Source organism: Actinacidiphila glaucinigra (genome assembly GCF_035918135.1).
GTDB lineage: Bacteria > Actinomycetota > Actinomycetes > Streptomycetales > Streptomycetaceae > Actinacidiphila > Actinacidiphila glaucinigra.
In genome coordinates, this window is the sequence record NZ_CP109144.1 from 9,396,650 (window position 1) to 9,420,731 (window position 24,082).

Below are 24,082 nucleotides of genomic sequence, written 5' to 3' on the forward strand. Positions count from 1 at the left end.
TGGTCCAGGGTCTCCGCCGTCCCGGGCGGGAGCAGGGCGGCTGATGGGGGCCGTTACGCCCATTCCACACCGAGTTCGACCAGTGCGGTGCGTAGGTCGGGTGTGAGCTTGCCGCGTCTGCTTGGTGTTGGAGATCCACGCTCCGAGCCGGACCGCCACCGGCTCTGCTTCACCGTCGACCACGACTTCTTCGCCCAGGCCCGGATTGCCGGGGTCTTGTTCGCCGAGAGGCTGCCCATGATCACGTAGATGGGGGCGCCGTCGCGGCGGGCCGCACGGATCGACTTCAGCGCCGCCAGGCTGTGGTCGCCGCCCTTGCGGCGGCGGGTCACGCCCCACAGATGGTAGTCGCCGGGGGAGTAACAGCCGTGGAAGTGCCGGATTCCGTGGGTGCGGTGGTAGGTGGTCGGCAACCGGTCCGGCTTCTTCTCTGGCGCCCAGCCGGTGCCGTGGCAGGGCCGGATCGACAGCGGGCCGAACTGATCGAAGGCGAAACAGCGGTCCGGGAAGCGGGAGGTCTGCTGGTGCGCATGCCGGAGTGTTCGCTTAGTGAGCCGCTCTCGGGGGTGAATTCGTCTGTGGGCTCCAGGGTTTGCGTATCGCAGGGTGGGTCGCTCTGCCTATGGGGGGTGGGTGAGTCAAGTTGTCATGGTCGAGGCTGTTGCGGATGCGCGTCTTGCGGTGTGGGAGTTCGACGGGGCTCTGGCCTGGCTGGATGAGGCGCGCTCGCATTTGACGGAGCCGCTGGCGGCCGAGGTGTGGCTTACCGATCCCGGCTTTGAGTACGTCTTGCTGGTTGAGCATCATGTGCGTGGATGGGTGCCGCCTGGTGGCAAGGTGGAGCCGGGCGAGACGCCGCGTGCGGCTGCGGTGTGAGAGTCGCTGGAGGAGACCGGATTGCGTGCCGAGCTGTTGCCCGAGCCGGCGGCGGTCGCGGTGCGGTCATACCGGTCCGGTTGGTCACCGACGTTGGGTCTGTCCTATGCGGCGATTGTCGGCCGCGAGGTGCCGCTCGGCGGGGAGTTGGGGCAGCCGGCTGCATGGTTCCGTCTGGACCAAGAGTGGGAGAGCGTGTTTCCCGAGGACCGCGACCGGATCCGCGCACACGCCGGACGACTGGCGGCGGGTCGAGCGGTTGGCCCCGGCTGAGTGACGCCGGGTTCCCGTCGACCGGACCAACGTCGATCTGTCTTCCGTAAATCGTAGGCATGGTCCCCCAGCCACGTTGAGCTCTCCGTACCTGCGGGGATGCGCCCCGTCCCGACGTGAGCGGGCCGAGTAACTGGGTCGACCCTCTGCGTCGAGGTCGGGGTCTGGTCTGGGGTTACGCGGACGGGTTGGCTGGCGGTGGTGTGTCGGTGACGAAGGTTCCGAGTCCGACTTCTCCGCGGGTCCATCCTTGTTCGCGTACGTGTTTCATGGCTTTGGCTGCGGTCGCGTTCACTACGTCGAACTCTTGTGCGATTTCGAGGGTGGAGGGTACGCGGCTGCCGGGCGGGTAGGTGCCGTCCTGGATTCGCTGGATGATCTCCGCTGCGATCTGTCGCCACAGCGGGCGTGTGCGGTCAAGCTCCATGATCTCAGCGTGGGTACCTGCGGTCTTCCGTGCATCCGTAGATAACCGTGGATAACTGCGAGTACTGTGGAGTGTGGCAGGTGTGAATCGCCCTCTGGGTGGCCGGGTGAGGGCTGCGTCCTGGGGGGCTGACCGGAGATTGGAGCTTCGGCTATGGCGGACGTTTTCGCCGCGGTATGTGCGCGCTTCCTGCCGGCTCGTGGTCGTCGTCGCGCGGCGCCCGCGCCGTCGGCGGAGCAGGCCTGGGGCGGGCGGGGCGCGTTGCCGGTCTGTCGTTCCCGGCGTGTGGCGGAGGTGTTCGATGCGGACAGCTTGCCGTTGGTGCCCCGCTATCTCGTGCACCATGAGCGCGCGGAGGAAGTGCGGCGGCAGCGGGATCGGCGGCGTGCTCTCGCGTTGGCGGCTTTGGGCCAGGACATGCCGGAGCGTGTGGCATGAGTGAAGGGATCGCCGGGCTGCGACTTCTTCCGTGGACGGACCCCGCAGGCAAGCCCGCGTACACCCCCGACGGCAATCCGGCCGGCCTCATCGCGCAGATGGCCGACGACGTGGAGCGCCAGCAGATCACGCGCGCGTCGGCTGTGCTGTCTGACGTGGTCGAACTGCTGCGCACGACCAAGGATGCGCCGCGCCTGATCAACGAACCCTCCCGCATTGTGCTCACCGCAGCGTGCGAGGCGCTGGCGAATGTGCTGCGCGTCGCTGTGTCCCGCGGGATGCGGCTGCCGGGGTATGACCGTGACGAGATTCCGGAGAGCGAGTGGACATGGCCTCCCCGCTCGTCGCCCTCGGGAGACGGCCCTGCGGAGTCCGGCAGTGGGTGACGACGCGTGGACGCATGCGCCGTGGCCCGAAGTCGTTGCGTCGCTGCTGGTTGAGATGGCCGGCCCCCGTCCGTTGATGACGCTGCGGGTTTCGTACGACGGCGGGCGGACGTGGGGCCGCGCGGTGGAGACGACGCGCCACGATCACCTGCCGCCGATGGCCTCGCAGTTGTGGCCTCCGTGCGCGTGCGTCGAGTGTGTGCCTGGGAACCGATGGCGGCAGGCGGGCTGAACGCAACGAGCCTCGCATCGGCCAGCCACGCTGGCTTGCCCGTGCGGGGCTCATTCGCTCGACGCGGGCTGTATCAGTCCCGCGCCGCGCTGACCGTCCGCTGCGGGACCGTGCTGACCAGGGGTGCGGGGACTGCTGCAGCCATGCCGGCAGCGTGAGGATGGTCTTCAAAGCTGTGGGGAGGATGGGCCTGTCTGTCACGACTCCTGGGCGGTGTCCTGTTCTTCCATGCGCTCGCGTGCTCGTTTGACGATGCGTTCCCATTTCAAGGCGGGTTCGTCGTGGATGATGGCGAGTTTCGCGCCGGTGCCGTGGTGGTGGCCGTGTTCGCGCAGGTAGGTGATGGCGGTTTGGATGCGCTGCTCGGTTTCGGGCCGGGGGCCCTTCTCCTGTGGTGTGCCTGCGGGGCGGCCGGCGAGTCCGGTGCCGTCGCCGGTGCGTCGGCGGTCGAAGTTCTGCAGGTCGCCGCGGCGGAAGCCGGGGATTTGCCGTCCGGTGGGGCCGGCAACCGTGCCGACGGCTTCGGGGAAGTAGCCGGTGTTCATGCTGAGGTATTTGCGGATGGCGCCGGCGTCGGCGAAGCCGAGGAGCTCGGCGGCTTGGTTGATGGACAGGACGTCGTCGATGTGGCCTTCGTAGAGGGCCGGGTCGGTGGTGAGGACCTTCTTCTTCTTGCGTTCCTGGTGGGCGGCGTAGAAGCGCTCGAACTCCTCCTGGTCGTAGAAGTCGATGCGCTCGATCGTCACGGCCTTTTCGGGGTGCCGGGTGTCCTCGGGCTGGTCGGCGCGTTTGGTGTACCAGAGGGTGATCGTGGCGCGGCTGGCGCCGGTCCGCTCGACGATCCAGTCGCGGTTGACCACGGGACGGCCGTTGAAGACGCGGATTTCGGGGGTGGGCTGCTTGGCCATGCCGGGTGCCTCCGCGGAGTGTGGTGGGACGGGCTGCCGGCATACGCGCGGCGACCGTAGACTGGCGGCACTCCCTCCTTTGGTGGGTTGGAGTACCGGTGGCCGGTGGGACGTTCGGTCGGGGTTGCCGCCCCGGGCCGACACCTCTTGGGGTGTTCTCGCCGGCCATCATTGTGTCTGCGGCTCGAGCAATCTACGTGTGTAATGATGCTCTGTTTGGTGTGGGGCGTCAACTCCGCGGCCGCGACCGGCCCAGTGCTATTGCGCGGTCTCGCGCTGCCGGGTGGCGGGGTGGTTAGACCAGGACGGGATCTGCGCTGTCTGGGTTGAGGATTGCGGTCCATTGGCGTTGGGCGGGTGGGGTGTGGCGGTGGCGGATTGCTGCGTCGCGTAGGCCTGCGAGTGCTTCGTCGCGGTAGGGGCTGGTGGCCAGCGCGGTTTCGGCGGTGGCGCGGAGGTTCTCGTGGCGACGGTGGGCGGCGGCGAGGTCGAGGGCTTTTTGGAGTACGGCGAGGGGGCCGTTGGCGAGTCCGGTCAGGAGGGTCTGCCATTGCGTCGGGTTGGCGGTGGCCGCGAGGCGGGTGAGCGGCTTTTGCCACATCCAGCCGAGGCGTGTGACGTGGTGCGGGTCGGGGGCCGTGTTCGAGGCGCCGGCTGCGCGTTTGGCGACCATGACGGTCACGGAGACTGCGGCGGCTGGATCGACGGCGCATAGGCGTTCGGCGAGGAATCCGGCGCCGGAGTCATGGATGTCGCCAGTGGTACGGGTTTGTTGTACTTCGGTTTGTGCGGCGGTCACTGCCGCGGTGATTGCCTCGGTGCTGGTCAGTGGCGCGAAGCGGCAGTGGAGATAGGACCGCAGTGCGGTGATGGTCGCTGTGCGGCTGGGGAATGCGGTGGCTGCCGTCGCCAGGGCGGTGTCCAGGCCGGGCCACCCGGGGTCGCCGTCCTTGTCGACGGTGGCGATGGCCTCGGGGCGGTTCCAGTGCCGGAATACCACGACTGCGCCGGCCCATCCCTTGTCGCCCAGGGCCTTGGCGAGTTCCGTCTGCTGTTTCAGGGTGGGTCGTTCGGCTGCGCCGAGGCGTACCAGGTCGCCCCATAGCCGTAGCGCTGCGGTCTTGGCGTTGGCGTCGGGGCAGGGGAGGGTTTTGTCCCACAAGTCGGAGCACCAGGCGGCGAGGTCGGCGCCGTAGCGGGTGAGGGCCGCTTTGGCGTGGGTAGCGGAGGCGCTGGTGGGCTGGTCGGCGGTGGATTTGGCGAGAGCGGCCAGCCAGGGCAGGTCAGCCGGCGGGATGCGGTGACGCAGTGCTTGGGTGATCAGAGTGGGGTTGCTTGGGGCGAGGTCGGCGAGGACGGGCTGGATGATCTTGTTTGCGGTGTTTCGCGCCGGGCCGTGCCAGGAGTTGTCGCCGTGGTAGATGGGCCAGGTGTTGCGGCCGTGGACGAGTTGGTCGTGGCGCGCCTGTTCCAGGTTCCGCCACCGGTCGAGTCCGGCCACGGCCTGATGGTCGTGGGCTGCGGCGAGTGGCACGAGGAGGCGGGTGGCTGCGTTGGGGGCGAGCCAGATGGCATCGCAGCGGGCATGGCCCCACGGCCTGCCGCCTGAATGTCCCGATGGCCTTGCTGCGGGCGACCATGGCATGAGGCGTGCCGCGTGGTCGGGTGCGAGCCGGGCCAGGCCGGCGGCAATGAACCGTACGGCGGGGTCGGGTGGCCGCTGGCGGGCGGTCTGTTCGAATTCGGCGAGGTGGTCGTGGCACCACTGTTCGGCGGCGAGGGTGCCCTGGCGTGGCTGTGGGCGAGTGGGATCGGACAGGAGGGCTGGCAGCAGGGCCCTGGCGACTTGGTCGATGCGGTCGGAGCCCCTGCACAGCGTGACGGCTTCGTTGAGGAGGCGGTGTACTACGTGTGGACTTGTGCTGCGCAGTTGTTCGCCGAGCCGGGTGAGCACGCCGCGCAGGTGTGGCGCTGGGGTGTCGAAAGGCGTGCTGCCTTCGCCGGCCAGGGAGCGCAGCAGGTCGAGGGGACTTCGGTCGGTGGTGGCCGCTGCGTACCAGTAGGCCTCCAGGATCTGCTGTCCATTTGCGGTGTCGGCTTCGTCGGCCTGCGGGCCCGTGGCACCGTCTTTTCCGGGCCCGAGCCGCACTGCGGTCTCGGCCGCGATACGCATAAGGTCCGGCCAGCCGGCCATGTGGCGCCGGCGGTGAATCGGCGAGACGCACTGCAGCACCTGCGCGCGTGACCGGTCGCGTTCGGCAAGGGCGAGCAGTTCCCGCATCCGTGCGTGGGCCCAGGCGCCGTGGTGATCGGTGAGGGCGTCGACCAGGCGCGCGGCGAGGTTGCCGTGACTGGTCGCCGCGTTGCTGTCCAGCCTGACCAGCCACGACCACAGGCATAGGTCGCCACCACACCCGGCCGGGGCAGAACTGCTGTCGCTGACAGGCCGCATCAGGCATCCGCGGTGGTCCTGGCATAGCTCGTGCAGCAGCGACCACACAGCCCCGGAGGCTTCATGGCCAACGCCGCTGAAGCGGCAGAGCAGCTCCAGCACCCGTTGGCGCAGCCGAGGGTGGCGGACAAGGATGATGGCCAGGTCGGCAGTGACCGTCTCCGGCTTTGGATGGCAGCGGGTGGGCAGGATCGCCAGCAGTTCCTCGGCCATGGCCTGCGGCGCCTCATCTCGCAGATAGTCCTGGACCTGCCTGCGTTCGTGGGGATACAGGCCCGGTAGGAGCGCGTAGCAGCGCACCGCGATGACCTGCAGATCCACCTCCGTGCTGCGCAGCAGCCGAAGAAACAAGCCGAGGGCTTCCTCGCGTGCCGCGCTGTTCGAGCGGACGCCTTGCACGATCGACTGCTCCGCGACCGAGGCGCGCAGGAAGTCATCCGGATGGTCCGACAGGTGCTGTTCCAGCGGCCGGTAGTACGACAGGCCCGCCTCGTCGGCCAGGCGGACCATGCAGCGCCCGGCTGCGTACTCGTACAGCGTCTGGTGGAAGAACTGCACGGAACCGCCCGGGTCTTCTGCGGCTGCAAGGGGGCTGGTCGACGTGCGAGTGAAAACGCCACGCCCTTCCAGGATCGCCACCTGTTCGGCCGGGTCGCCGTGCTTCGGCCCGGCATCGGCGGCGGGCAGGTCCCTCGTCAGCTCGGCGACGGGCAAGGCCACCGCACCGTCGTGGAGCATCAGCCGTGCGGTGGCCTGGGCCGGCCACGACATGTCTGTGACGTCGGCCAGCACCCGTGCTCCATGACGCGTGTCCTGGACCACTCGGCGCTGCCAGTAGGTGTCATAGACCAGACCAGCGTCGAGTTCCCTGGTGTCCATCCCCTTGTCGTAGACCTGCAGCAGCATCCGCAGTGTCAGGGGACGTGCGACGACCTCCCGCACGGGCAGGCCCCGCACCGCTGCCTGCAGCAGGGCATCGGCGGTGGAGCGCTGGATCTCTTCTGGCAAGTAGTAGCGGCAGTACGTGGTGACGGCACGCTCGACCTCACCGCCGAAACGGAAGTCCTCTACGTACGTGGACACCGCCAGCGGTGCGGCACCGAGCGCATCCTCCAGCTGCGAGCGGTCGCGGGTGCGGCATGTCATGGCCAGCGGTATTGCCCGGTTCTGGCAGAGCACGACCACCTGCTGCAGCCGGCTGCGTCCGTCCCCGGCATGCAGCAGCAGATCGGCACTGTCCAGCAGCACGATACGTCCGCGCCGCACCTGCGCCTTGCTGGTGTCGCCGTCGAGCGCCTCGAGTAGCCGCGGACCCTCAAGTGGGTCCAGGAGGTCCTCGCCCCGAAGGAAACGGGGACTGAGCACCGCCCCGCCGCGTCGTTCGGCCGACGGCGGCTCGGTGCGTTCGCCAACGGGTGCCGTCGCCGCTCGACGGCCCCGAAGGATCGTTGCCAGGTACCACAGCATGCTGGTCTTGCCGGTGCCCGGCTCGCCGAGGACGACCTGGACCGGCTGTCCAGGCGCGCCCGTTGCGGCCTGCTCCTCCAGCAGCCGGGCCAGCAACTCTTCCTGGCCGCGAACCACGTACACGTCGGTCAGTGACACACCGTCCGGGCCTGTTAGACGGCGTACATGATCGAGGGCGTCGTCGCTCACGGACTCCAGGTACTCGTGGTGCCTCTTCCCGCCGTCGCCCGCCCGCCGGGTCGCAGGCGGGTCAGCCGCCAGGAGCTTGCGCGCCTGTTCGATCCAGGGACTGGGGAGCCGGTTGCCGGGTTTTCCAATCGCCAGCACCGCTTGCAGAACCCGCAGCCGATCCCGGGTCAGCGGCCGATCGGCGTCCAGGTCCCACCGCAGAGTACGGAAGGTCTGCGCCGTCAGTACAGGAATGCGGTCCGGCGCGGCACTGTGCCCGTGTTCCCGATCGTGTTCCATGCGCATCGCGATTTCGACGCGAAGCTGCTCCCACACCTGCCGGTCCGTTCGATCGGCAAGCTTGGTCATCATCCGTGCGGTTGCAGACGAGCCATTCAACTCGTCATACAGGCGTGCCAGCGAGCGGCAGAGCAGCTCAGCTGGACTTGTATCTGTTCCTGGCTGGTCGGCGCCGCGTCCTGCGGCACGCTGGTTCTGCCGATCCGTCACCCTGCAACTCCTGCTCCGGCGATGGTGAACCAGCGTAGGGGACCGCTGTGCGCTGCGACCGCGGTTGAACGAGACCTCACGCGAGTTTCCTGATCGTCTCGACTATCTGCGGTTTCTTTCCCAGTGCAGGCCGCGACCTCGGGATAGTTCTGACCCCTTGCGGCCGTCACGCACCTTGGAGTCTCACGCCGGCACAGCCCGGGGTGCGGGCCCGCACCTCACCAACCGTTGGTGAGGTCCGCATGGAACAGTTCCTCTCGTCCCTTGTCCATCACGATCCCATCGCCGTGCACAGCCTCGACTTGATGGGCGCTGCGCGGTTCGCTGTGGAGTTCTGCTCGTCGAGCCCCTCACCGGAGGTGGCTCTCGCTATCCGCGTTGTTGTTGATCTTGTCGGCGATGAGGGGGTTCGGCTTTGGGTCCGCTGCGTTGTTCGGGTTGGTTTTGTACGGCTGCTTGCCGCACTGACCCGGTACCGGCGTCGCTGATGTAGCGGATGCACGCACTGCCTCTTGGGCCTGTGCGGGCCGGGGCGGGGGACTCCCCGGCCCGGGCCCGCACAGGCCAAGTGGTCTTCTCCGGTGAGTGGAGCGGTGGGCGGCCCTTGTGTCGTGGGGCGTGGCGACGGGGGGAGTGCGGGGTGGTGGGTTCTCTCGTGGGGTCGGGTGTCATGGGTGGGTGGTGCCGCGGAGGGCCGCCTGGGTGTGGGTGGTCTGGTCCCGTGAGGGTGGGCTTGGTTGCGCACGGGGGGCGGGTGGGGCTGGGGTTGCGCATTGGGGTGTAGGGGCGGGTCCTGCGATGCGCAATGGGGCGGGGCCGTCGGGGGTGCGCAAGGGGAGCGTTGGGATCGCTGTGCATGGGCCCTGCTGCGCAAAGGGGGGCGCTGGGCTTGTTGCGCATTGGGCTTGATTGCGCATGGGCGGGGGTTTGGCGGCGTCGGCAGGTTGTGGGCGTTGTGGGCGTTGTGGGCGTTGTGGGGGTTCGGGGTCGGGGTGCTGCGCCTGGACCCGGGGGTGTCCGGGCGGCGGTTGGTGGTCTGTGGTGAGGGGTGGGGTTCGGCGCTGGCGGGGGATTTCTGGTGGCGGGGGTGTGTGGGGGTTGGTGGGTCATGGGTGTTGTTGGGTGCGGCAGGGGCATTTGCGGGCGCGGCCGTCGGGGTCGGTGGTCCAGCCGTGGTCGCATTGTCCGCAGTAGGCGGCCTGTGTGGGCCGTGTGGCGGGTTGTGGGGTGGTGGGGGGTGTCCAGTGTTCGAGGTGGCGTTTGAGGTCGTACCAGGTGGGTTTGCGGGCCATGGCGGTGGCTGCCTGGGTCAGGTGCTGTTCTTGGATGCCGGTGGCCAGGAGGGCTTCGGCGGTGTGGGCGATGCGGCCTGGTGCCAGGGCGGGGACGGGGTGGCCGTGGTGGTGGCGGGCGGTGGTCCAGGCGTCGGCGATCCGGGCTGCAGCGACTGCTCGCGGGCCGGCCGGTGCTGGTCCTGCTGGTGCGGGCGCGCCGGGGTCGGCGGTGCCGGGGGTGTGACCGTGTGGGGCGGGTGCGGCTGCTTGCGGGACGCCGGGTGCCGATCGTGCTGGTGCGGGCGCACTGGTGCCGGCATTGCCTGGGTCGTCGCCGGTGGGGCCCAAAGGCGATGGCGTGGCGGGCGGTGGGTGGGGAGGGGGCGTTTGTCCGGATGGGGTGGTGGTCTCTCTCTTCGATGCCGGGACGGTCGGACGTTGGGGTGTGGTGGGCGGGGAGGAGAGAGAGGAGTTCTTTCCGTCTTGCTTGTTCAGTCTTAGTTCTTTAGCCGACGGGTCTCCGGCGGTCGGCTGACCGGCGGCCGGTTCACCGACCGCCGGGTCGCCGACCGCCGGGTCGCCGACTGCCGGGAACCCGTCACTCGGTCCGGCGCACGTCTTCGGAGTTGTCACTGGTGGCACGCGGGTCAGGAGGCCCGTCGTGACCGGGCGGAGGGCGGACTGCGCGGCCGGGGAGTCTGTGGCGGCCGCCTCTGGCGGGATCGGCTCGGGTGAAGTGGGGGCCGGGGTGTGGTGGTTGCGGGGGTCGAGCCAGGCCGGCTCGATGCGGACGGCGCGTGTCCCGGTCACTTGGGCCAGGAGGTGGTGGATGTCTTCTTGGCGGTGGGGCAGGCCGGCGACGGAGAATTCGGTGCGCCAGGTGCCGTCGGCGGCGTCCTGGATTTTGAGTTTGACGATGTAGCCGTATGCGACGAGGTTCCGCATGGCTTTGGTGAGAGCTTCGCGGCCGGGTTTGCGGGTCTGGGCGAGGGCGGCGATGGTGAAGTCCGCGCCGTCGGGCAGGCGCAGCGCCATGGTGAGCAGTCCGATGTCCAGGACGCTCAGGCGCTGGTCGTCGACGGCGCGGTTGTCCACGGCGACGAACCGTGGAGGCTGGGTGGGTAGCTTCCTCACTGGCCGTCACCTGCCCTTGCGGGTGTGGCCGGGCCGGTATCAGCGGCGTTCGCACCCGGTGGGGGCAGCGTCTGTGCTGCACGCCCAGGGGCGCGGTGGTGTGTGGCCGTCCGGCCGGCTGTGCCGGCGTCTGGTGCCGGTGCGGCTATGCCTGCGACGTGGTGACCCGTGGTGGCTGCGGGGCCTGTCCACTCGCGCTGCTCGAGACGGGTGGGAGCCGCGGTATGCCGGGCGGTGGGGGCCTGCGGCCGGGCATCGCCAGTCGGCTTGGGCCTGTCCGGCAGTGGGGACGGGCCAGGCTCCCACGAGCCGCCGGCCGACGGGCGTCTGTCCCGCGGTGGCCCGAGGCGTGGGGCGCGGGTGGGGCTGGGGCCGGCGTCCGGGCTGAACGCGGGCTGCAGGGCGTGGTCCGGCTGCCTTCGGTACGGGCCGGGCATGCCCGGCCCAGTGGTGCCGGCTTCGGTGACGGTGATAGGCGGATGCGCAGCGGTGGTCATGTGGGCTCCCGGATGGGTGGACGTGGGTGATGTCATCCATGAAGCCCGGTGGCACTCACCGATTTGCTCACCGAAAAGGGGGTTGAAAGATCACAATCCGGCATCACCTGTAGCCGGTGAGTGACGACTGCAGTTGGTGAGTGACGGCATGTCACCGGTGAGGAGCCCGGGTCTGCTCACCACCGCAGGTCACTGGGCCGTGCGACGTCACCGCTCCACAGGCTGCCTCTGACCTTGAGTCGGATGCCGTGACATGGTGGGCCGCGGCTGCCGATGGCCGATTGGACTACTGGCCGTCACCGGTCCGAGGCATCGAGCCAGCGTGGCGAGGTGACGGGTGCGGTCTTTTCGCAGACTGCTCGTCTTCAGCTGTGAATCCGGCCGCGCGCCGCCGGCGCGATCGTCTCTCCAGGGATGCATCAGTGCATTTGCCCAGGGAATCAGGGGCTCAGGGGCAATCAGGGCTGTGCCGACTCCTCCTGATCCCGCTGTCCTGTACGCGGACGTTGCGGTCTGTGGCAGCCTTGCCGCAGCGCTCCGGGCCGTGGCGGGAGGCTGTCTCGACGCTGTTCCCGCCCGGTCCTCGGACCTGGTCCATGCGGTGGTGCCGAGCACCGTGCCGCACCGCGGACCGCTGGCGATCAGCGCTTGGTTCTGGGAGCGCCGGTGGTCGATCCAGGGCACGGAACCGTTCCGGAGCCTGCCCCTCATCGACGGCACGACGGACGACCTGGCGGAGATCGCCCGTGCCGCCCGGGCATGGCACGAGGGGGCGGCCCTGGACGACATCCGCCGGGCGGCACCCTTTGTGCACGTGACCGGGCGGCTCGAGGTGCCCGACCACGATCCCGCGCGGTTGACGGAATCCGAGTGGCAGGGCCTGCGGCCAGCAGACGGCCGAAATGGAGTACGACTGGCAGCAGAGGTACCAGGCCCTGATCGAGGCGGCGTACGCCGAGCCGGCCCTGCGCGCCTTCTACCCTTTCACCAGCCACTGGGCGCTGCGCTTTTCGACCGCAACCCGCCCGGACCTGACGGTTGTCGGACCGTGCCTGGGCGCGAACGGCGATGGCACGTACGGAGTGGGCAGGGGGCATCATCAGCCAGGGTCTGGGCGTCTTCACCACCGCCGCGGAGGCTGTGGCGCTGGACGTGCACCACCTGCCTCCCGGTCTGGCTCCCGTCGCCCTTGGCGGATGAACCCGCCCAGCGCCTGAGCCGTGCGCCCCTGCTGAGCAGCCACTGCGCAGCAGGCGTCGCCGAGAGCCTCCACGCATCGACACGCAGGGAAGTGAGCGGTGGGGCGGGTTACCGGCGGTTCAGCCGGTGGGGGTGTAGGGGTCGGTGAGGGTCATGGGGGTGGCGGAGATGTCCAGCGCCTGTTGCGGGAAGCGGTCGCCGGCGGTGTAGTAGCGGGCCCGGGTGCGGCCGACGGGGGTGAGGACATGGGCGGTGACCAGGTCGCGCAGGTCGCGCTGGGCCTGCTGCAGGCTGAGGCCCTCGGCGCTTTCGTAGCGGGAGCGGCGTACTCGTCCCGCCATGGCGACGTCGTGGAGGGCGGTGATGGTGCGTTCGTCGAGGCCGGCGTGCTGGGCGAAGTCGGCGAGTGCTTCCCAGACTTTTCCGGCCCGGGTCAGCCGGCCCTGTACGGTCTGGGCCTGCTGGTGATAGGCGGTCAGGTTGAAGCGGATCCAGCCGGCGACGTCCTGGTCGGGCAGGTACTGGGGGCCGCGGCGGGCGAGTTCCCGGTAGTACTCCCAGGTATTGCCCGGCCGTCCGAGCCATGCCTCGATGGAGGAGAACTCCGGAGCCAGGACCCCTTCCCGCGCGATCAACAAGGTTTGCAGCGAGCGGGACATCCGGCCGTTGCCGTCGGCCCACGGGTGAATGGACACCAGATGCAGGTGCGCCATGGCGGCCCGGACCAGGGGGTGGGCGTGGTCGTCGGTGCCCAGCCAGTCGACCAGTTCGTGCATGAGCGCGGGGACTGCTTCGGCGTCGGGGGCGGTGTAGGCGGCGATACTCGGGTCGCGGGCGTCGGTGACGTAGACGGGACCGCGACGCCACTGTCCGGCAGGTTTGCGCGGGTGGTGGCGGTGCCCTTGGAGCATCCAGTGCAGGGCGTTGAGAAAGCTCTTGCTGTAGGTGAAGTCGGCCGAGTCGTGCAGCGTGTGGATGTAGGTCATCATCCGGTGCAGAGCGAGGGTCTCCTCTCGGTTCTCCTCGGAGACCTCCACGTCCTGCTCGCCCTCTATCAGGTCTTCCACGTCCACGGTGGCGACCTTGAAACCCTCGATGGACGTGGACGCCGCCACAGCGTCGGCGGTCAGAAACGTACACAGGCGCTGGACCTGCCGGGACGGCATGGCACGCACCTGGTCACGCAGGGCCGAGTACATCTCGTCGATGGAGGCGAGTACACGCTCGTCGTCACGGCTGAGGGAAGGCGTGGGGTACAGCATGAAAGGAAGATGCCGTGACGTAATCATTACGTCAACGCTGCGCTCGTCTGTTCGAAACGCGCCGGGAGGCCTCAGTCCGCCGTCAGGACAAATGACGTCTATGCTTTCCCGAATCGAGATGCCGTCAGTTCGACCAGGTAGGTTCCCGGCTCCGCCGTGCCCACGGGAGGCGTCGTGCACGTGGGAGAGCTCGGTTTGCGGTTCCAATGCACGGTGTAGGTAGTGATGCCGTGGGCGGGAACTTGGAGCAAATAACTTCCGGCGGTCTTGGGGCAGTCGGCCGAAGACCAGTAGGGGACGCCGCGGTCGGCCGGCGTGATGGTCACTACCGCCGTTTGCGGTGCAAAGTCGACCTTGCAGGAACTGTCCGAGGAGTTCTTCGCTGTTATCTCCACGGTGGGGCGCTCGGTGCGCGTGTAGGCGTCGTGGGGGCTGCGTACAGTCAGCTCCACAGCATTCGCAGTGCAGGCGGGAAGAGACGTTCCGAGGGGCAGTCCCTTACCACTATCGCTTCCCTTGCCGGTCGCACGCGAGGTCTTTGGGCTGGAGGAGCCAGGAGTGGCTGAGGTGCTCGATCCCGTCTTGTCTGGTGCCCCGCCACGATCGTCGGTGTTGCCGTGGTGGGTGGCGATTGCCCAGGCCGTGACGCCGAGGACGCCGAGGGTGGCCAGCGCGGACAGCGCCCGCCCTGTCGGCCGGAACCGGCGGGCAATAGGCGCGGATCGGGGCGTGCCTGACAGGGCGGCCATCGCGGTGCTCATGTCGGGCGTCGCATCGGCGTCCGAATCGACAGCGGACGGTTCCGGGGAACGGCCCGACCGCATGGTCGCCGCTCTTGGTGGCGGCAGGAAGGAGAAGTCGTCGGTCGGGATGTCGGTCACGATCCGCAGGGCCTGGGGCTGCCCGGCTTTCCGGTATGCCCGGTGCAGTTCCGTGATCCGGTCCTGGACGGAGCGTTGGAATTCCTCAATGCCGAGCGAGACGGCACCAGTGTGAGCGGCGATCACGTCCGACACCGACCGCGAGAAGATGCTGAACGACTCGCCAGAGCGCACATCGGCCACAGCGTCGACGAGCTTGTCCCGCGAGCGCACGAACAGCGCAAACTGCCCTGCCGAGCATGCGTAGACGTATGCCACCTTGCGGCGCAGCGCCGCGCTGACTTTCTGACGGCCCCACTGCCGGACGCTCGCGACGCCCATCGACTCCTGCTCGATCCCCTCCCGGCAGGCGTCGATCAGAAAGACAATGCGACCCGCGGGCGTCTGGTCGAGGTGTGCGCGCCAGTCGATCGCCACGCACCCGGATTCGAAGGGATGTGTGTCCTCGTGAATGTCTTCTGGGACGAGGAAGTCACGCCCGGCGGCGTGCACGCCGTGCCCACTGAGCAGGATGAGCAGCGTGTCGTCCCTGCCGGCGCGTCTGAGGAAGCCCGCCACCTGGCCGTCCACGAAGTTCCGTGACACTTGCTTGCCGTCTTCACGCCCGGCCACGACCAGAACGTCAAAGCCACGGTCCTCGAGCACCGAACCAAGGCGGGCGAGGTCACCAGGGACGAAGGGCAGCGGTGGGACACCGCGCATCTCGTAGGCGCTCGCTCCGATGAGCAGAGCTCTATGACGTGCCATCACACACCGGTCACTGCTTGAACACCAGCGTGATGCCATGGCCGCGCTGGATCTGTGCGCTGCCGATGAACTGCACACCACCGCTCGCGGTCACCTGAAAGGACAGGTGCGCCTCCCGCAACGGCAGTGGCCCACCTCGCGCGGCGGCCTCGCTGAACACCTGCTGCAACGCGTCTACGGCCTCTGCAAGATTCTTGCGCAGGGGCCCCAGAGGTACACTCCTCAGCCGCACCTGGGCATCCCCGTCGCCGAACAGCCCCATGGAGTCGCCCTCGTCCTCGAGCTCCCCGTCCCGATCGTCCTGCGACACCCAGAACGGCAGCGCCGGTACGTGCGGCGGTTCTGCGGTTGAAGAGCTCACGGGTCCCCCTCAGTCAATGCCAGAAGAGCAACAGCAACTGTACGTAGCCAGAGGGTCCTTCGCGTCCACAGTGCGCAAACCAGTGCCCGGTGGGCCGCCGACCGCCCCGGCTCACCATGGAGCGAGACCGCGCCTTGCGACCGGGTGGGTGTGGCTCATGGCTGCAGTTCTTCGGGCGCCTCACGTTGGGGTCCGCCACCTCATGACGGAGCCATGGGCTTGCGGGCATCGGCTCGGTGAGGGCGTAGAGCCGGCCGGGGGCTTTTCGCTGTGGTTATTGCGGTGGGGTGACGAAGGTGCCGCGTTGGGGCACGGTGAAGACCAGTCCGTCGGCTGCCAGGACGGCGATGGCGCGGCGCACGGTGGAGCGGGCGAGTCCGTACTCCTGTACCAGGCGTTGCTCGGAGGGGATGGCGCGGTTGGGTTCCCAGTCGCCGCGGGCGATGCGGGCCGTGAGGATCCCGGCCAGTTGCCGGTAGGGGGTTACCGGGCCGTCGGCGTCGATCTCATCGTCAGGACCAAACTCCATGGTCAAGACGCTAGAGATGTCCAGATGACGCGGCAGTTTGAGATACGTTGCGAGACGTATCGATACCAGAGTGCTACAGTTGATTGAACAAACGATGGTCTGTCGTTGTGGCAGCCCGGCTGCGGGGCCCGGCGAGGTGGAGGGGGCTGGTCATGGGGGAGCCCGGCTTCACCGAGCGCTGGCTGGACACCGGCTCGGGGCCCGGTGCTGTGGTCCGGGTCCGTGTGACCCGGGTGAACCAGGCGGTCCAGGCGGCGTACCGGTCGTGGCTGGACCATGCCACCTCATGCCCCACCTGCCGGGATGGGGGCGCCCGCGAGTGCACGGTCGTGCGGCCGTTGTGGGACGCCTACCAAGCGGCTCGCCAGGCGGCCCCATGAGCCTCCTGCCCGGCTCAGCCGCCCGGGCTCCCTGCGCGCGTGCGGCTCGACCGCTGCCTTCGTGCTGGGCCACACTGGGGGCACAGCAAGCCGAGGAGGTGAAGGGGAGCGTGAGCGTTGCCGCCGCTGACCATTACGGGCCGTGGACCGTGGACGATGTCCTGGCCCTGCCCGAGGACCCGCGGAACCGGATCGAGCTGGTCGGGGGCGCGCTGATGATGAGCCCCGCGCCAGGCCTTGCGCATCAGTGGGCCTCCCACCGCCTTCACGTGCTGCTGGAACAGGCCGCTGAGACCGCGAAAGCGCCGGTGCTGGTCTTCGACGCCATCAACGTTCTCGTACCGGACGGCCTGATGATCCCGGACCTGGCCGTCGTGGACGAGGGCGTGGACCTGTCCGGTGTGACCGTGCATGCCCAGGACGTCATCGCCGTCGTGGAGATCGCCTCTCCCTCCACCCGCGTCGCGGACCGGAAGATGAAGCCCGCTCTGTATGCGGCAGCGGGTATCGAGCACTACTGGCGCCTGGAACTGGAGCCCGCTCCGCGGCTGTACCTCGGGCACCTGGAGCACGGCGCCTACAGCGACCGGCTGGTCCAGGCCGGCCAGACCACGGCAGTGACAGAGCCGTTCCCCCTGGACATCGACCCCGCCCATCTGGTGAAGCGGTAAGCAACCAGCACTGGCCGACCGTAGAGCAGGGCATGCCGCTATCGGCGCACGCGCACGGCAGGAACGCCCGACACACGCCCGCGCGACAGCAGGGCCGGCACCCTCAAGGCCGGCGTTGCTGTGTCGCCGCCCCGTGGGCTTGCCGCGGTTGAGGGAGCCCGGGTGGTGTCCGGGCGGTGTGCCGGAGCTCTGTGGCCCCTGTAGCGCTCCCTACGGTGTCCCCTATGCGGTCCCCTACGGTGACCTCCCGTGCCCGGTATTGCATTCGTGCAGTTCAGCGGGCATGTGCGTGGGTGGCGGTGGTGCCGACAGCCCTTTACTCCCGCGCTTGTGTGTCAGTGGTGGGTGGTGGAGTGGTCGTGGTCGGGCTTGCGGTGGGGCCCGGGGTGCCCGCCCAGCCCCCGGGGGTGTGCGTGCGCGGCCGCCGGCCGCGCCCCGCAGCCGGGGAGCCGGTGCGGCCCCCCGGGGGGCCGGTTGGGATATGGAGCGGCGGCGGGGGAGGCGGGTGTGGGGTGACGGGGAGCAGGCGGTGGCCGTACGGGTCGACGGCCCGGGTGCGGGGCTTGGTGCTGCTGGCGCTGGGCGTGGTGAAGGTCGCCACGGCCGGGCAGCTGCGACAGCTGGTGCTGCCGGGGACGGCGGATGTGCAGACGGTCCGCAATGCATGCAAGGACCTGAAGGCGGCAGGGCTGGTGGAGTCGGTGGGCTCGGCCAACCGGCCCGGCCGGTCGGGCAGGCCGGTGGCGGAGCAGGTGTGGAACCTGACTACGGCGGGGCTGGCGGCGGCCGCCAGCGAACTCGGCCGCCTGCCGAAGGAGATGGGCGGCACGGCGCGGGAGGCGGCGAAGGCCGGTGCCGCGCACGCGCTGAAGGTGACCGACACCATCGACGCGTTCTGTCAGTCACCGCCGCAACCCACCCACCCCATCCCCCGCCGCAGCCCTCGCCGTGCTGACGAAGCCAGGCCCGTAAGCCCCGGGCCCGCCCCAACGGAAACCCCCGCCCAAAGCGCCGGGCCTGCCGCCGGCACCCAGCCCGCCCCTGCAGTCCAGCCGGGGCCACGGCCGGTATCCGCCCGGCCTCGCGGCCTGGGCACCCTGCGCGGCTGGACGACGGAAGTGATCCTCCCGGTCACCGGAACCTTCACCACGCCCGGCAGGGGCAGTCTGCGGGCCGATGCGGTGCTGACTGCACCGCAGGACCAGCTGCCGGTGCTGTTCGTGGAGGTCGACAATCACACCGAACCGGCAGCTGTGCTGGCGGGGAAGATCGCCCGCTATCACCGCTTCTTCCAGCGCAGCCTGAACGGCCACCGCGTAGGGGACGACGTCCCGCTGTGGTCGACACGATGGGACGACTCCGGCCGTGGGGGCTACCCGCCGGTGGCGATCGTCTTCACCAGACGGGTCAGCCCCCAGGTGCTGCAGCACCGCATCAGCGAAGTGGCCCGCCTCTCGGCCCCGTACTGGCAGGGCACCTGGTACACCGGCCCCTACACCGACGCTTCGGGCACGCCAGACGGCTGGCGCACCTACGACTTCACGGTGCCCGTGCTTACTACCACCTTGGACCAGTTGGCCGCCGGCGGCCCGCACGGCCCGGTGTGGCGGCGCTTTGGCCACGACATCCGCGAGGCGCTGATCGCCGCCCTGGCCAACCCCGACGACCACCGCGCCTACCGGCAGCGTGACGAGCAGCGGCGTGCCGCCCGGCAGGCTGCCGAACAAGCCCGCGCCGCAGCCAAGGAGGCCCGCAGGCAGCGACGCAAGGAAGAACAGCGCCGCCGCCGGGCAGAAATGTGGCCATGCCCGTCCTGCGGCACCGACGTCCATCCGGACGACTACGACGACGGGCAGGGCGACGCCTTGGCGCCCGGAGCCGAGTGCCCGTCCTGCCGCAGCCAGCGTGAGCGCCTTGACCGGGAACGGGCCGAGGCGGAAGCGCAGTGGGAACGAGAGCGGCGTGGCAACGGACTGTTCGGCTGGCTTCGCGGCTGAACCCGCCGGACAGACCATGCGCTTTGCCCAACGCCCGTCTTCGGCCGCTTCCTTGCAGGCCTCCCGGCGGTGGAAGGCGTCCCGGGTGATCCGCGAGCCCGGCCCGCCGCTCACCACAGGCGGGCTCCGGAGGCGAGCGGCCTCCTGCCACTGCTCTGAAGGCGCAGGCGCTCATGATGAAGCCGCACGGTCCACGAGTTTGGCTGCGAGGTCGGGGTCGGGCTTGGGGATGGTGATGGTGCCGAAGTCTGACAAATCTGCTAACGATCACCGGGTGGATGATGCGATGGCCTGGGGATCTAGTGATCGTTTCAGGATCTTTTGCTGTGGTGTGGTGCGGCTCTGAGCTGGGGTCTCCGGGGAGCTTTGGGATTTGGAGAGGCTCTGAGCTGCAGGTTTAGTGATCGTCTCGGAATGTAGTGACCGGCGCAGGATTTTGATATCGCTGCGTGGTCCAGGTAGCTAGTAGACTGTCGCAGCTAATGTGTGGGGTATAGGTGGCGGAGTTTGGTGCGTGCGTCGTGGGTGGTGAACTGCCAGTTGACCTGACGTTGGTCGGTGTTGGTGGTGTTCTGCCAGGCTGAGAGTTCGGTGTTGAGGGTGTCGAGGTCCGCGATGCGGTGGTCGAGGCATTGCCGGGTCAGTGCGGAGAGTTCGATCTCGGCGATGTTGAGCCATGACCCGTGTTTGGGGGTGTGGTGGATCTCGAGGCGTTGGGCCAGGGCGAAGGCCTCGGCTGGTTCGAATGCTTCGTACAGTGAGGCGATGTCGTGGGTGTTGAGGTTGTCCATGACCAGGACCACGGTCTCGGCGTCGGGGTAGTCCTCGGTCAGTAATCGCTTGACCTGGCCGGCCCAGTCGATCCGGGTGCGACGAGGCTGGGCGTCTACTCGGCGCCACCCGCGCAGGGGTTCAACCCACACAAAGATCGAGCACGTGCCGCAGCGGATGTACTCGCTGTCCTGGCGGGCGTCGCGGCCGGGGCGGGCCGGGAGCGGGTCGCGGGCATGGGCGAGGAGTTGGTAGGGCTTCTCGTCCATGCACACCACTGGGCGGGCCGGGTCATAAGGTCGGGCATAGACGGCCAGCACGTCTTCCATCCGGGCCGCGAACTGCGGGTTTGCTCGTGGTGGGATGGTCCAGCACTTCCTCAGATGAGGACGCAGCCTCGTTTTTTAAGATCCGCCCGATGGTTGAGTGGTCCAGATCGGGGATGCCCTCGACCAGGGCGACGTGCTTCTCCAGCAGCCGCAGCGACCACCGGGCACGGCCTGCAGGAGGCTGGGAGCACGCCAGGGCGATCAGCCGGGCCTCGACTTCACCAGTCACCGGCGAGGGCACCGGCGGGAGATCCCGCGGTTTCCGCTGGATCGTCGCCTCGACGTCACCACCGCTCTCGGCGAACCGCTTGGCCACCAGCCGCAGCGTCTCGACCGAGACCCCGACCCGGGCAGCGATCGCATCCTGGGAGTCGATCTCACCAGCAGAGGTGTCCAGCGCGAGCAGCACCCGCGCCCGCCTGATCACCGAGGCCGGATGGACCCCCGTCGTGGTCACCCGACCCAGCACTTCACGATCGGCCGCGGTCAGCACCACCGGCCTCTTCTTCTGCGAACCCATCACACCAACTCCCGTCCGGCAGAAGGGAAGGAACATCTGCCGGACACCACCATCCCAACCAAATAACCCAGGATTAAGCAACGACACGCTACTAGGTTTGTGCTGGTCAGGGATCGGCCTGGCGGATCACGCCTGTGGCCCAAGCTCGACCGGCTCGCGCGCTCCGTCCCCGATGCCCGTGGCATCGGCGACACCCTCGTCGCCCGCGGCGTCCGCTCCCCCCGGGTGGCAGCGTCTACGACCCGGCCGACCCGATGTCCAAGATATTCTTCAACATGCTGGCCGTCTTCGCCGAGTTCGAGGCTGACCTGCTGAGGATGCGCACCCGCGAGGGCATGGCCGTTGCCCGCACCCGCGGCAAACTCAAAGGGCCGCCAGCCCAAGCTGTCAGCACGCCAGCAGGCCGAACTCGTCCGCATGCACGCCACCGGCGAGTACACCATCGCCGAACTGATGGAGGTGTTCTCCGTGGGTCGCGCTACCGTCTACCGCGTCCTCGAACGCGCCAGCCACGGTACGGGAGGAGCGGCATGAGACGCCGCGAGTCCGAAGTCGACCGCGACGTAGCCGCGCTCCTGGCGGCCAGGGCCTTCATCGAGATCCGTCATCTGGCCGGGAGCGCACGGCTCGAGTCGGGGGACAGCCCCGAAGAGACACTGGAACGAATCAGGTTCCTGGCCAACCTGGGCCACGATCTGCCGGGTGTCGCGCGTCCGCGCCCCGCCATGCCGTCCCGCCTGGGCGTGGGCTCTGGGAGATGGGAGCAGGCGACGACCGCACGACCGATGACTGGGGTCTGGAGCACCGCTGGTCCGAAGGGGCAGGCGTGGATACTGCGTCACATAGAGCAAGAGGGACGAACCTGGACGCCGCCCCCGCCCCTGCCGGAGCGCCGTAAGGGGCCGTCCCCGATGACACCGCGGCAGTGGGCCGGATTCCTGCTCGGGCGCTGGCCCGTCAGGACCCCCGTCGGACGCCAGCCGCTGCCCGCAGAGGCGAACGTCCTCAAGTCCCTCGACACCGAAACGGTCTGCGCGCTGTACGACGAGGCACGACGGCTCCGACTCGGCCTGGGCGGAGGAGGACCGTGGCTCCGAGCCCACCTGGATCCCGACGGCGTCCATTACCTGCTGCCGGACCCGGCGTCGTACTACTGGCCCGGCACCCCGATCGGCGATGGCGAGATTGGCTGGTGGCAGTGCACCGCGCTGCTGCGGATGCGCGACGGAGAGCAGGTCAACGGCATCGTCGCCGTACTTCCGGAGACCTTCACGGCGCTGCCTTCGACGCTATCCCGGCGGCAGCAACTTCGCCTTGCTCACCGCGCCCGGTCCACCGAGCGCGACGCCTACCTCTGGGGCCGGGACCACAGGGCCGAGTGCGCCCCGGAGTTCTGCGGCTACGTTCCCGAGGCGGCCGGCAAGGCCTCGCCGACCACACGTTGATCCCCTGGCAAGCGGTCAAGATCACCCGTCCAGAGGCAGCCGGAGCGGCGCCGGTAATCTCGCGGACGTGGTGTACGAGGGAACAGTGGGCATGGATGAGGGCGCTCCAACAACGGCTCGACTGCGGGATGTGCTGAACCGTGCCGGCCGCGTCGTGATCGTCGAGGGATCGCCTGACGAGGCGGACTCCGCCGACGTGGCGCGGATCGTGGTGACCAGTGCCGAAACCACCGAATTGGCCCGAATGCTGGCCATTGTGGACGGCGGTACCGGCGACCGGTGCCGGTGCAGCGGCTGGCCGACGATCATGGTTCACGGCGTAGGTGGCGAGCTGATCGCCTGCTGGACGCTGCACCACCAATCCGGTATCCGAGGGATCGGTGACTGCGATGCCGATCTGCGGGACGGTCCGGCACTCACCGAGTGGCTGGCGGAGCGGGGCCTGACCGGATCTCGGGAGGTTCAGGCGGGGCTGGCCGTGCAAAAGGCTGAGGAGGACAGGCGTCGGCTGCGTTGGCTCCAGGCCGCGCCCGCCGGACTTCGGGACGCGGCCATGGACGTGTCCGACCCGCCGGGGCGTGACCTGGAAGCCTGGTCGGGTCGACTGCGCGACGCCAAGGCCCGGCTTGCCACGCTCGTCCAACATGGCTATCCCGACGGGATCGAGCGGATCCGCGTCCTGCTGGCCTGGGCCGGGATCCCCGCCAGGGAGTCCACCGGCGGCCTGAAGTGGTACGACATGGCGATCCAGCAGCATTTGCTCGCCGAAGACCCCGACCTCATCCTCGCCGCGCTCGCCACCCGCCCGCCGAGCCCGGCCCACCTCGACGGCGCGGCCCAACTCTTCGCGTCCCTCGAATGGACCGGAGCGCACGGCAAGCAACTGCCCGAGCCGCTGAGGTCAACGCTGATCGAGCACATCCAAGCAGACGGCACCGACCCCATGAGGTTCCGGATGCGCCACGGCTACTACGGTGCCGAGCGATCTGCCTGACAGGACGCTGCTGGCTGTCGGCCCGTGAGCCCGTCTTCGAGGCCGTTGATCAGACTCCGAGTCCGGCGCGCTCGGCGACATCCGTGTCAAAGATGACGAGCACATCGTCGGTGCACAAGTAGAACGGCCCCGGCCGGTCAGGCTCGTAAGTGGCCGAGCGGCCAGCGGCGATCCACACCTGACCGGTGGCGGTCCGCACGTGGATGGCTTCCGGCACCGGAGTCGGAGCGCCGTGCTCCTCGCCGCACCACTGAATGCGGCACGACTCGATCGGGGTGGAGACGACCCCGGACCAGAGGGGGTGCTCCGCGACCGCGACGCGTGCCGACCCGCCCGGCTCGCCGACGCGGGAGAGGGAGTCGCGCATAGGCGCCGAGTAGAGCTCGACTCCGTAGTAGTCGAACGTGCTGCCCCACACAGCCGAGTAGGTGCCGCCGTCGTCCATGGTCAGCTCGACGCCCATCGTAGGCTCGTGCCACGCGCCGTAGTCCCACTCGTCAGGATCGGTGCCTTCGTCCCCGACCATCAGCACGAAGTAATCGACCGCGACGATGGTTCGTCCGCGCAGGCCGGCGACGAGTCGTCCGTAGCTGTCGGAGGTCAGGAGCGGCGCGGTACTCACCGGGATATCCTGTCAGTGGCACTCCGACCTGGGCGAGCCCATTTCGCGGGTCGGGGACGGGCAAGGACGCTCGCGGGGCGTCCGCTGCGACCGTCGCCAATGACTAGGCGCGAGGCAATGTCGAGGCGGACTTCGCCGTAGGGGCGGATATGGCGCTTGCCAAGCACGGGAAGAAGGAGGCGTACTCGGAAGCCGTTGCCCAGGCACACGCCGACTTGGCTGACCTTCGAATCGCCGGGCCCCGGAGCGGGCTTAGGGCTCTAACGGCTGCCCCATTGATCCCCGCCGCCGTGATGGCTACTTGTCACTTCGCGGCAGCTTCGGGAGTACA

General features: G+C 68.9%; 21 protein-coding genes and 2 pseudogenes. 11 read left to right on the forward strand and 12 right to left on the reverse strand.

Annotation, left to right across the window (positions count from 1 at the left end):
• Window positions 1–185: 185 nt before the first annotated feature.
• Window positions 186–560: pseudogene (locus tag OIE69_RS42705) on the reverse strand (IS630 family transposase); the annotation flags it as partial.
• A gap of 88 nt (window positions 561–648) precedes the next feature.
• On the opposite strand from OIE69_RS42705, the gene OIE69_RS42710 reads away from it, so the two are divergent.
• Together OIE69_RS42710 and OIE69_RS42715 are read left to right on the forward strand one after the other, a co-directional pair.
• Window positions 649–876, forward strand: coding sequence for an NUDIX domain-containing protein (locus OIE69_RS42710; RefSeq protein ID WP_326580862.1), 228 nt, complete (start codon window positions 649–651; stop codon window positions 874–876).
• A 21-nt stretch (window positions 877–897) separates the two neighbouring features.
• Entirely contained in the window at window positions 898–1,149 is a 252-nt protein-coding gene (locus tag OIE69_RS42715) for a hypothetical protein (protein ID WP_326580863.1), read from the forward strand.
• A 175-nt stretch (window positions 1,150–1,324) separates the two neighbouring features.
• Here OIE69_RS42715 and OIE69_RS42720 read toward each other — a convergent pair whose 3' ends face one another.
• Window positions 1,325–1,576: a winged helix-turn-helix domain-containing protein gene (locus tag OIE69_RS42720; RefSeq protein ID WP_326580864.1), complete on the reverse strand. Its 252-nt coding sequence runs from the start codon at window positions 1,574–1,576 to the stop codon at window positions 1,325–1,327.
• Between the two features lie 434 nt (window positions 1,577–2,010).
• Here OIE69_RS42720 and OIE69_RS42725 point away from each other — a divergent pair, with 434 nt between their 5' ends.
• Window positions 2,011–2,400 (forward strand): hypothetical protein, encoded by a 390-nt coding sequence (locus tag OIE69_RS42725; RefSeq protein ID WP_326580865.1) that lies wholly within the window; start codon window positions 2,011–2,013, stop codon window positions 2,398–2,400.
• 429 nt (window positions 2,401–2,829) lie between these two features.
• Here the strand turns inward: OIE69_RS42725 and OIE69_RS42730 are convergent, their stop codons facing one another.
• The gene (locus tag OIE69_RS42730; RefSeq protein WP_326580866.1) at window positions 2,830–3,540 is read right to left on the reverse strand and encodes a hypothetical protein; all 711 of its coding nucleotides are present in this window, start codon (window positions 3,538–3,540) and stop codon (window positions 2,830–2,832) included.
• Between the two features lie 295 nt (window positions 3,541–3,835).
• Window positions 3,836–8,137, reverse strand: a complete 4,302-nt coding sequence (locus OIE69_RS42735; protein WP_326580867.1) for a hypothetical protein — start codon at window positions 8,135–8,137, stop codon at window positions 3,836–3,838.
• Between the two features lie 242 nt (window positions 8,138–8,379).
• Here OIE69_RS42735 and OIE69_RS42740 point away from each other — a divergent pair, with 242 nt between their 5' ends.
• Window positions 8,380–8,625 (forward strand): hypothetical protein, encoded by a 246-nt coding sequence (locus OIE69_RS42740; RefSeq protein ID WP_326580868.1) that lies wholly within the window; start codon window positions 8,380–8,382, stop codon window positions 8,623–8,625.
• A 618-nt stretch (window positions 8,626–9,243) separates the two neighbouring features.
• Here OIE69_RS42740 and OIE69_RS42745 read toward each other — a convergent pair.
• Window positions 9,244–10,545 (reverse strand): hypothetical protein, encoded by a 1,302-nt coding sequence (locus OIE69_RS42745; RefSeq protein WP_326569946.1) that lies wholly within the window; start codon window positions 10,543–10,545, stop codon window positions 9,244–9,246.
• Between the two features lie 1,399 nt (window positions 10,546–11,944).
• Between OIE69_RS42745 and OIE69_RS42750 the strand changes: the two are divergent.
• Window positions 11,945–12,091 (forward strand): annotated as a pseudogene (locus OIE69_RS42750) (DUF6193 family natural product biosynthesis protein); the annotation flags it as partial.
• 19 nt (window positions 12,092–12,110) lie between these two features.
• Entirely contained in the window at window positions 12,111–12,242 is a 132-nt protein-coding gene (locus tag OIE69_RS42755; protein WP_326581578.1) for a hypothetical protein, read from the forward strand.
• Between the two features lie 119 nt (window positions 12,243–12,361).
• On the opposite strand, the gene OIE69_RS42760 is transcribed toward OIE69_RS42755, so the two are convergent.
• From OIE69_RS42760 to OIE69_RS42775, 4 genes are all read right to left on the reverse strand, one after another.
• Window positions 12,362–13,504 (reverse strand): Fic family protein, encoded by a 1,143-nt coding sequence (locus OIE69_RS42760; RefSeq protein ID WP_326569945.1) that lies wholly within the window; start codon window positions 13,502–13,504, stop codon window positions 12,362–12,364.
• A 98-nt stretch (window positions 13,505–13,602) separates the two neighbouring features.
• Window positions 13,603–15,132, reverse strand: coding sequence for a caspase family protein (locus OIE69_RS42765; protein WP_326569944.1), 1,530 nt, complete (start codon window positions 15,130–15,132; stop codon window positions 13,603–13,605).
• A gap of 10 nt (window positions 15,133–15,142) precedes the next feature.
• Window positions 15,143–15,493, reverse strand: a complete 351-nt coding sequence (locus tag OIE69_RS42770) for a Pepco domain-containing protein (RefSeq protein WP_326569943.1) — start codon at window positions 15,491–15,493, stop codon at window positions 15,143–15,145.
• Window positions 15,494–15,767: 274 nt separating this feature from the next.
• The gene (locus tag OIE69_RS42775) at window positions 15,768–16,022 is read right to left on the reverse strand and encodes a winged helix-turn-helix domain-containing protein (protein ID WP_326569942.1); all 255 of its coding nucleotides are present in this window, start codon (window positions 16,020–16,022) and stop codon (window positions 15,768–15,770) included.
• Between the two features lie 490 nt (window positions 16,023–16,512).
• Here OIE69_RS42775 and OIE69_RS42780 point away from each other — a divergent pair, with 490 nt between their 5' ends.
• Window positions 16,513–17,073, forward strand: coding sequence for a Uma2 family endonuclease (locus OIE69_RS42780; protein WP_326569941.1), 561 nt, complete (start codon window positions 16,513–16,515; stop codon window positions 17,071–17,073).
• Window positions 17,074–17,585: 512 nt separating this feature from the next.
• Window positions 17,586–19,070: a replication-relaxation family protein gene (locus tag OIE69_RS42785; protein ID WP_326569940.1), complete on the forward strand. Its 1,485-nt coding sequence runs from the start codon at window positions 17,586–17,588 to the stop codon at window positions 19,068–19,070.
• 479 nt (window positions 19,071–19,549) lie between these two features.
• Here the strand turns inward: OIE69_RS42785 and OIE69_RS42790 are convergent, their stop codons facing one another.
• Together OIE69_RS42790 and OIE69_RS42795 are read right to left on the reverse strand one after the other, a co-directional pair.
• The gene (locus OIE69_RS42790; protein WP_326580982.1) at window positions 19,550–20,236 is read right to left on the reverse strand and encodes an IS630 family transposase; all 687 of its coding nucleotides are present in this window, start codon (window positions 20,234–20,236) and stop codon (window positions 19,550–19,552) included.
• On the reverse strand, window positions 20,133–20,690 hold the full coding sequence (locus OIE69_RS42795; protein ID WP_326580869.1) for a helix-turn-helix domain-containing protein: 558 nt from the start codon (window positions 20,688–20,690) through the stop codon (window positions 20,133–20,135). Before OIE69_RS42795 ends, OIE69_RS42790 begins: the two co-directional genes overlap by 104 nt.
• 342 nt (window positions 20,691–21,032) lie before the next feature.
• Between OIE69_RS42795 and OIE69_RS42800 the strand changes: the two genes are divergently transcribed.
• From OIE69_RS42800 to OIE69_RS42810, 3 genes are all read left to right on the forward strand, one after another.
• On the forward strand, window positions 21,033–21,224 hold the full coding sequence (locus OIE69_RS42800) for a helix-turn-helix domain-containing protein (protein WP_326580871.1): 192 nt from the start codon (window positions 21,033–21,035) through the stop codon (window positions 21,222–21,224).
• 377 nt (window positions 21,225–21,601) lie between these two features.
• The gene (locus tag OIE69_RS42805) at window positions 21,602–22,135 is read left to right on the forward strand and encodes a hypothetical protein (RefSeq protein WP_326581577.1); all 534 of its coding nucleotides are present in this window, start codon (window positions 21,602–21,604) and stop codon (window positions 22,133–22,135) included.
• Window positions 22,136–22,202: 67 nt separating this feature from the next.
• Window positions 22,203–23,129 carry a hypothetical protein gene (locus OIE69_RS42810; RefSeq protein ID WP_326569937.1) on the forward strand — a complete coding sequence of 309 codons (927 nt, stop codon included), beginning with the start codon at window positions 22,203–22,205 and terminating at the stop codon, window positions 23,127–23,129.
• A 49-nt stretch (window positions 23,130–23,178) separates the two neighbouring features.
• Here the strand turns inward: OIE69_RS42810 and OIE69_RS42815 are convergent, their stop codons facing one another.
• On the reverse strand, window positions 23,179–23,751 hold the full coding sequence (locus OIE69_RS42815; RefSeq protein ID WP_326569936.1) for a hypothetical protein: 573 nt from the start codon (window positions 23,749–23,751) through the stop codon (window positions 23,179–23,181).
• Window positions 23,752–24,082 lie beyond the last annotated feature (331 nt).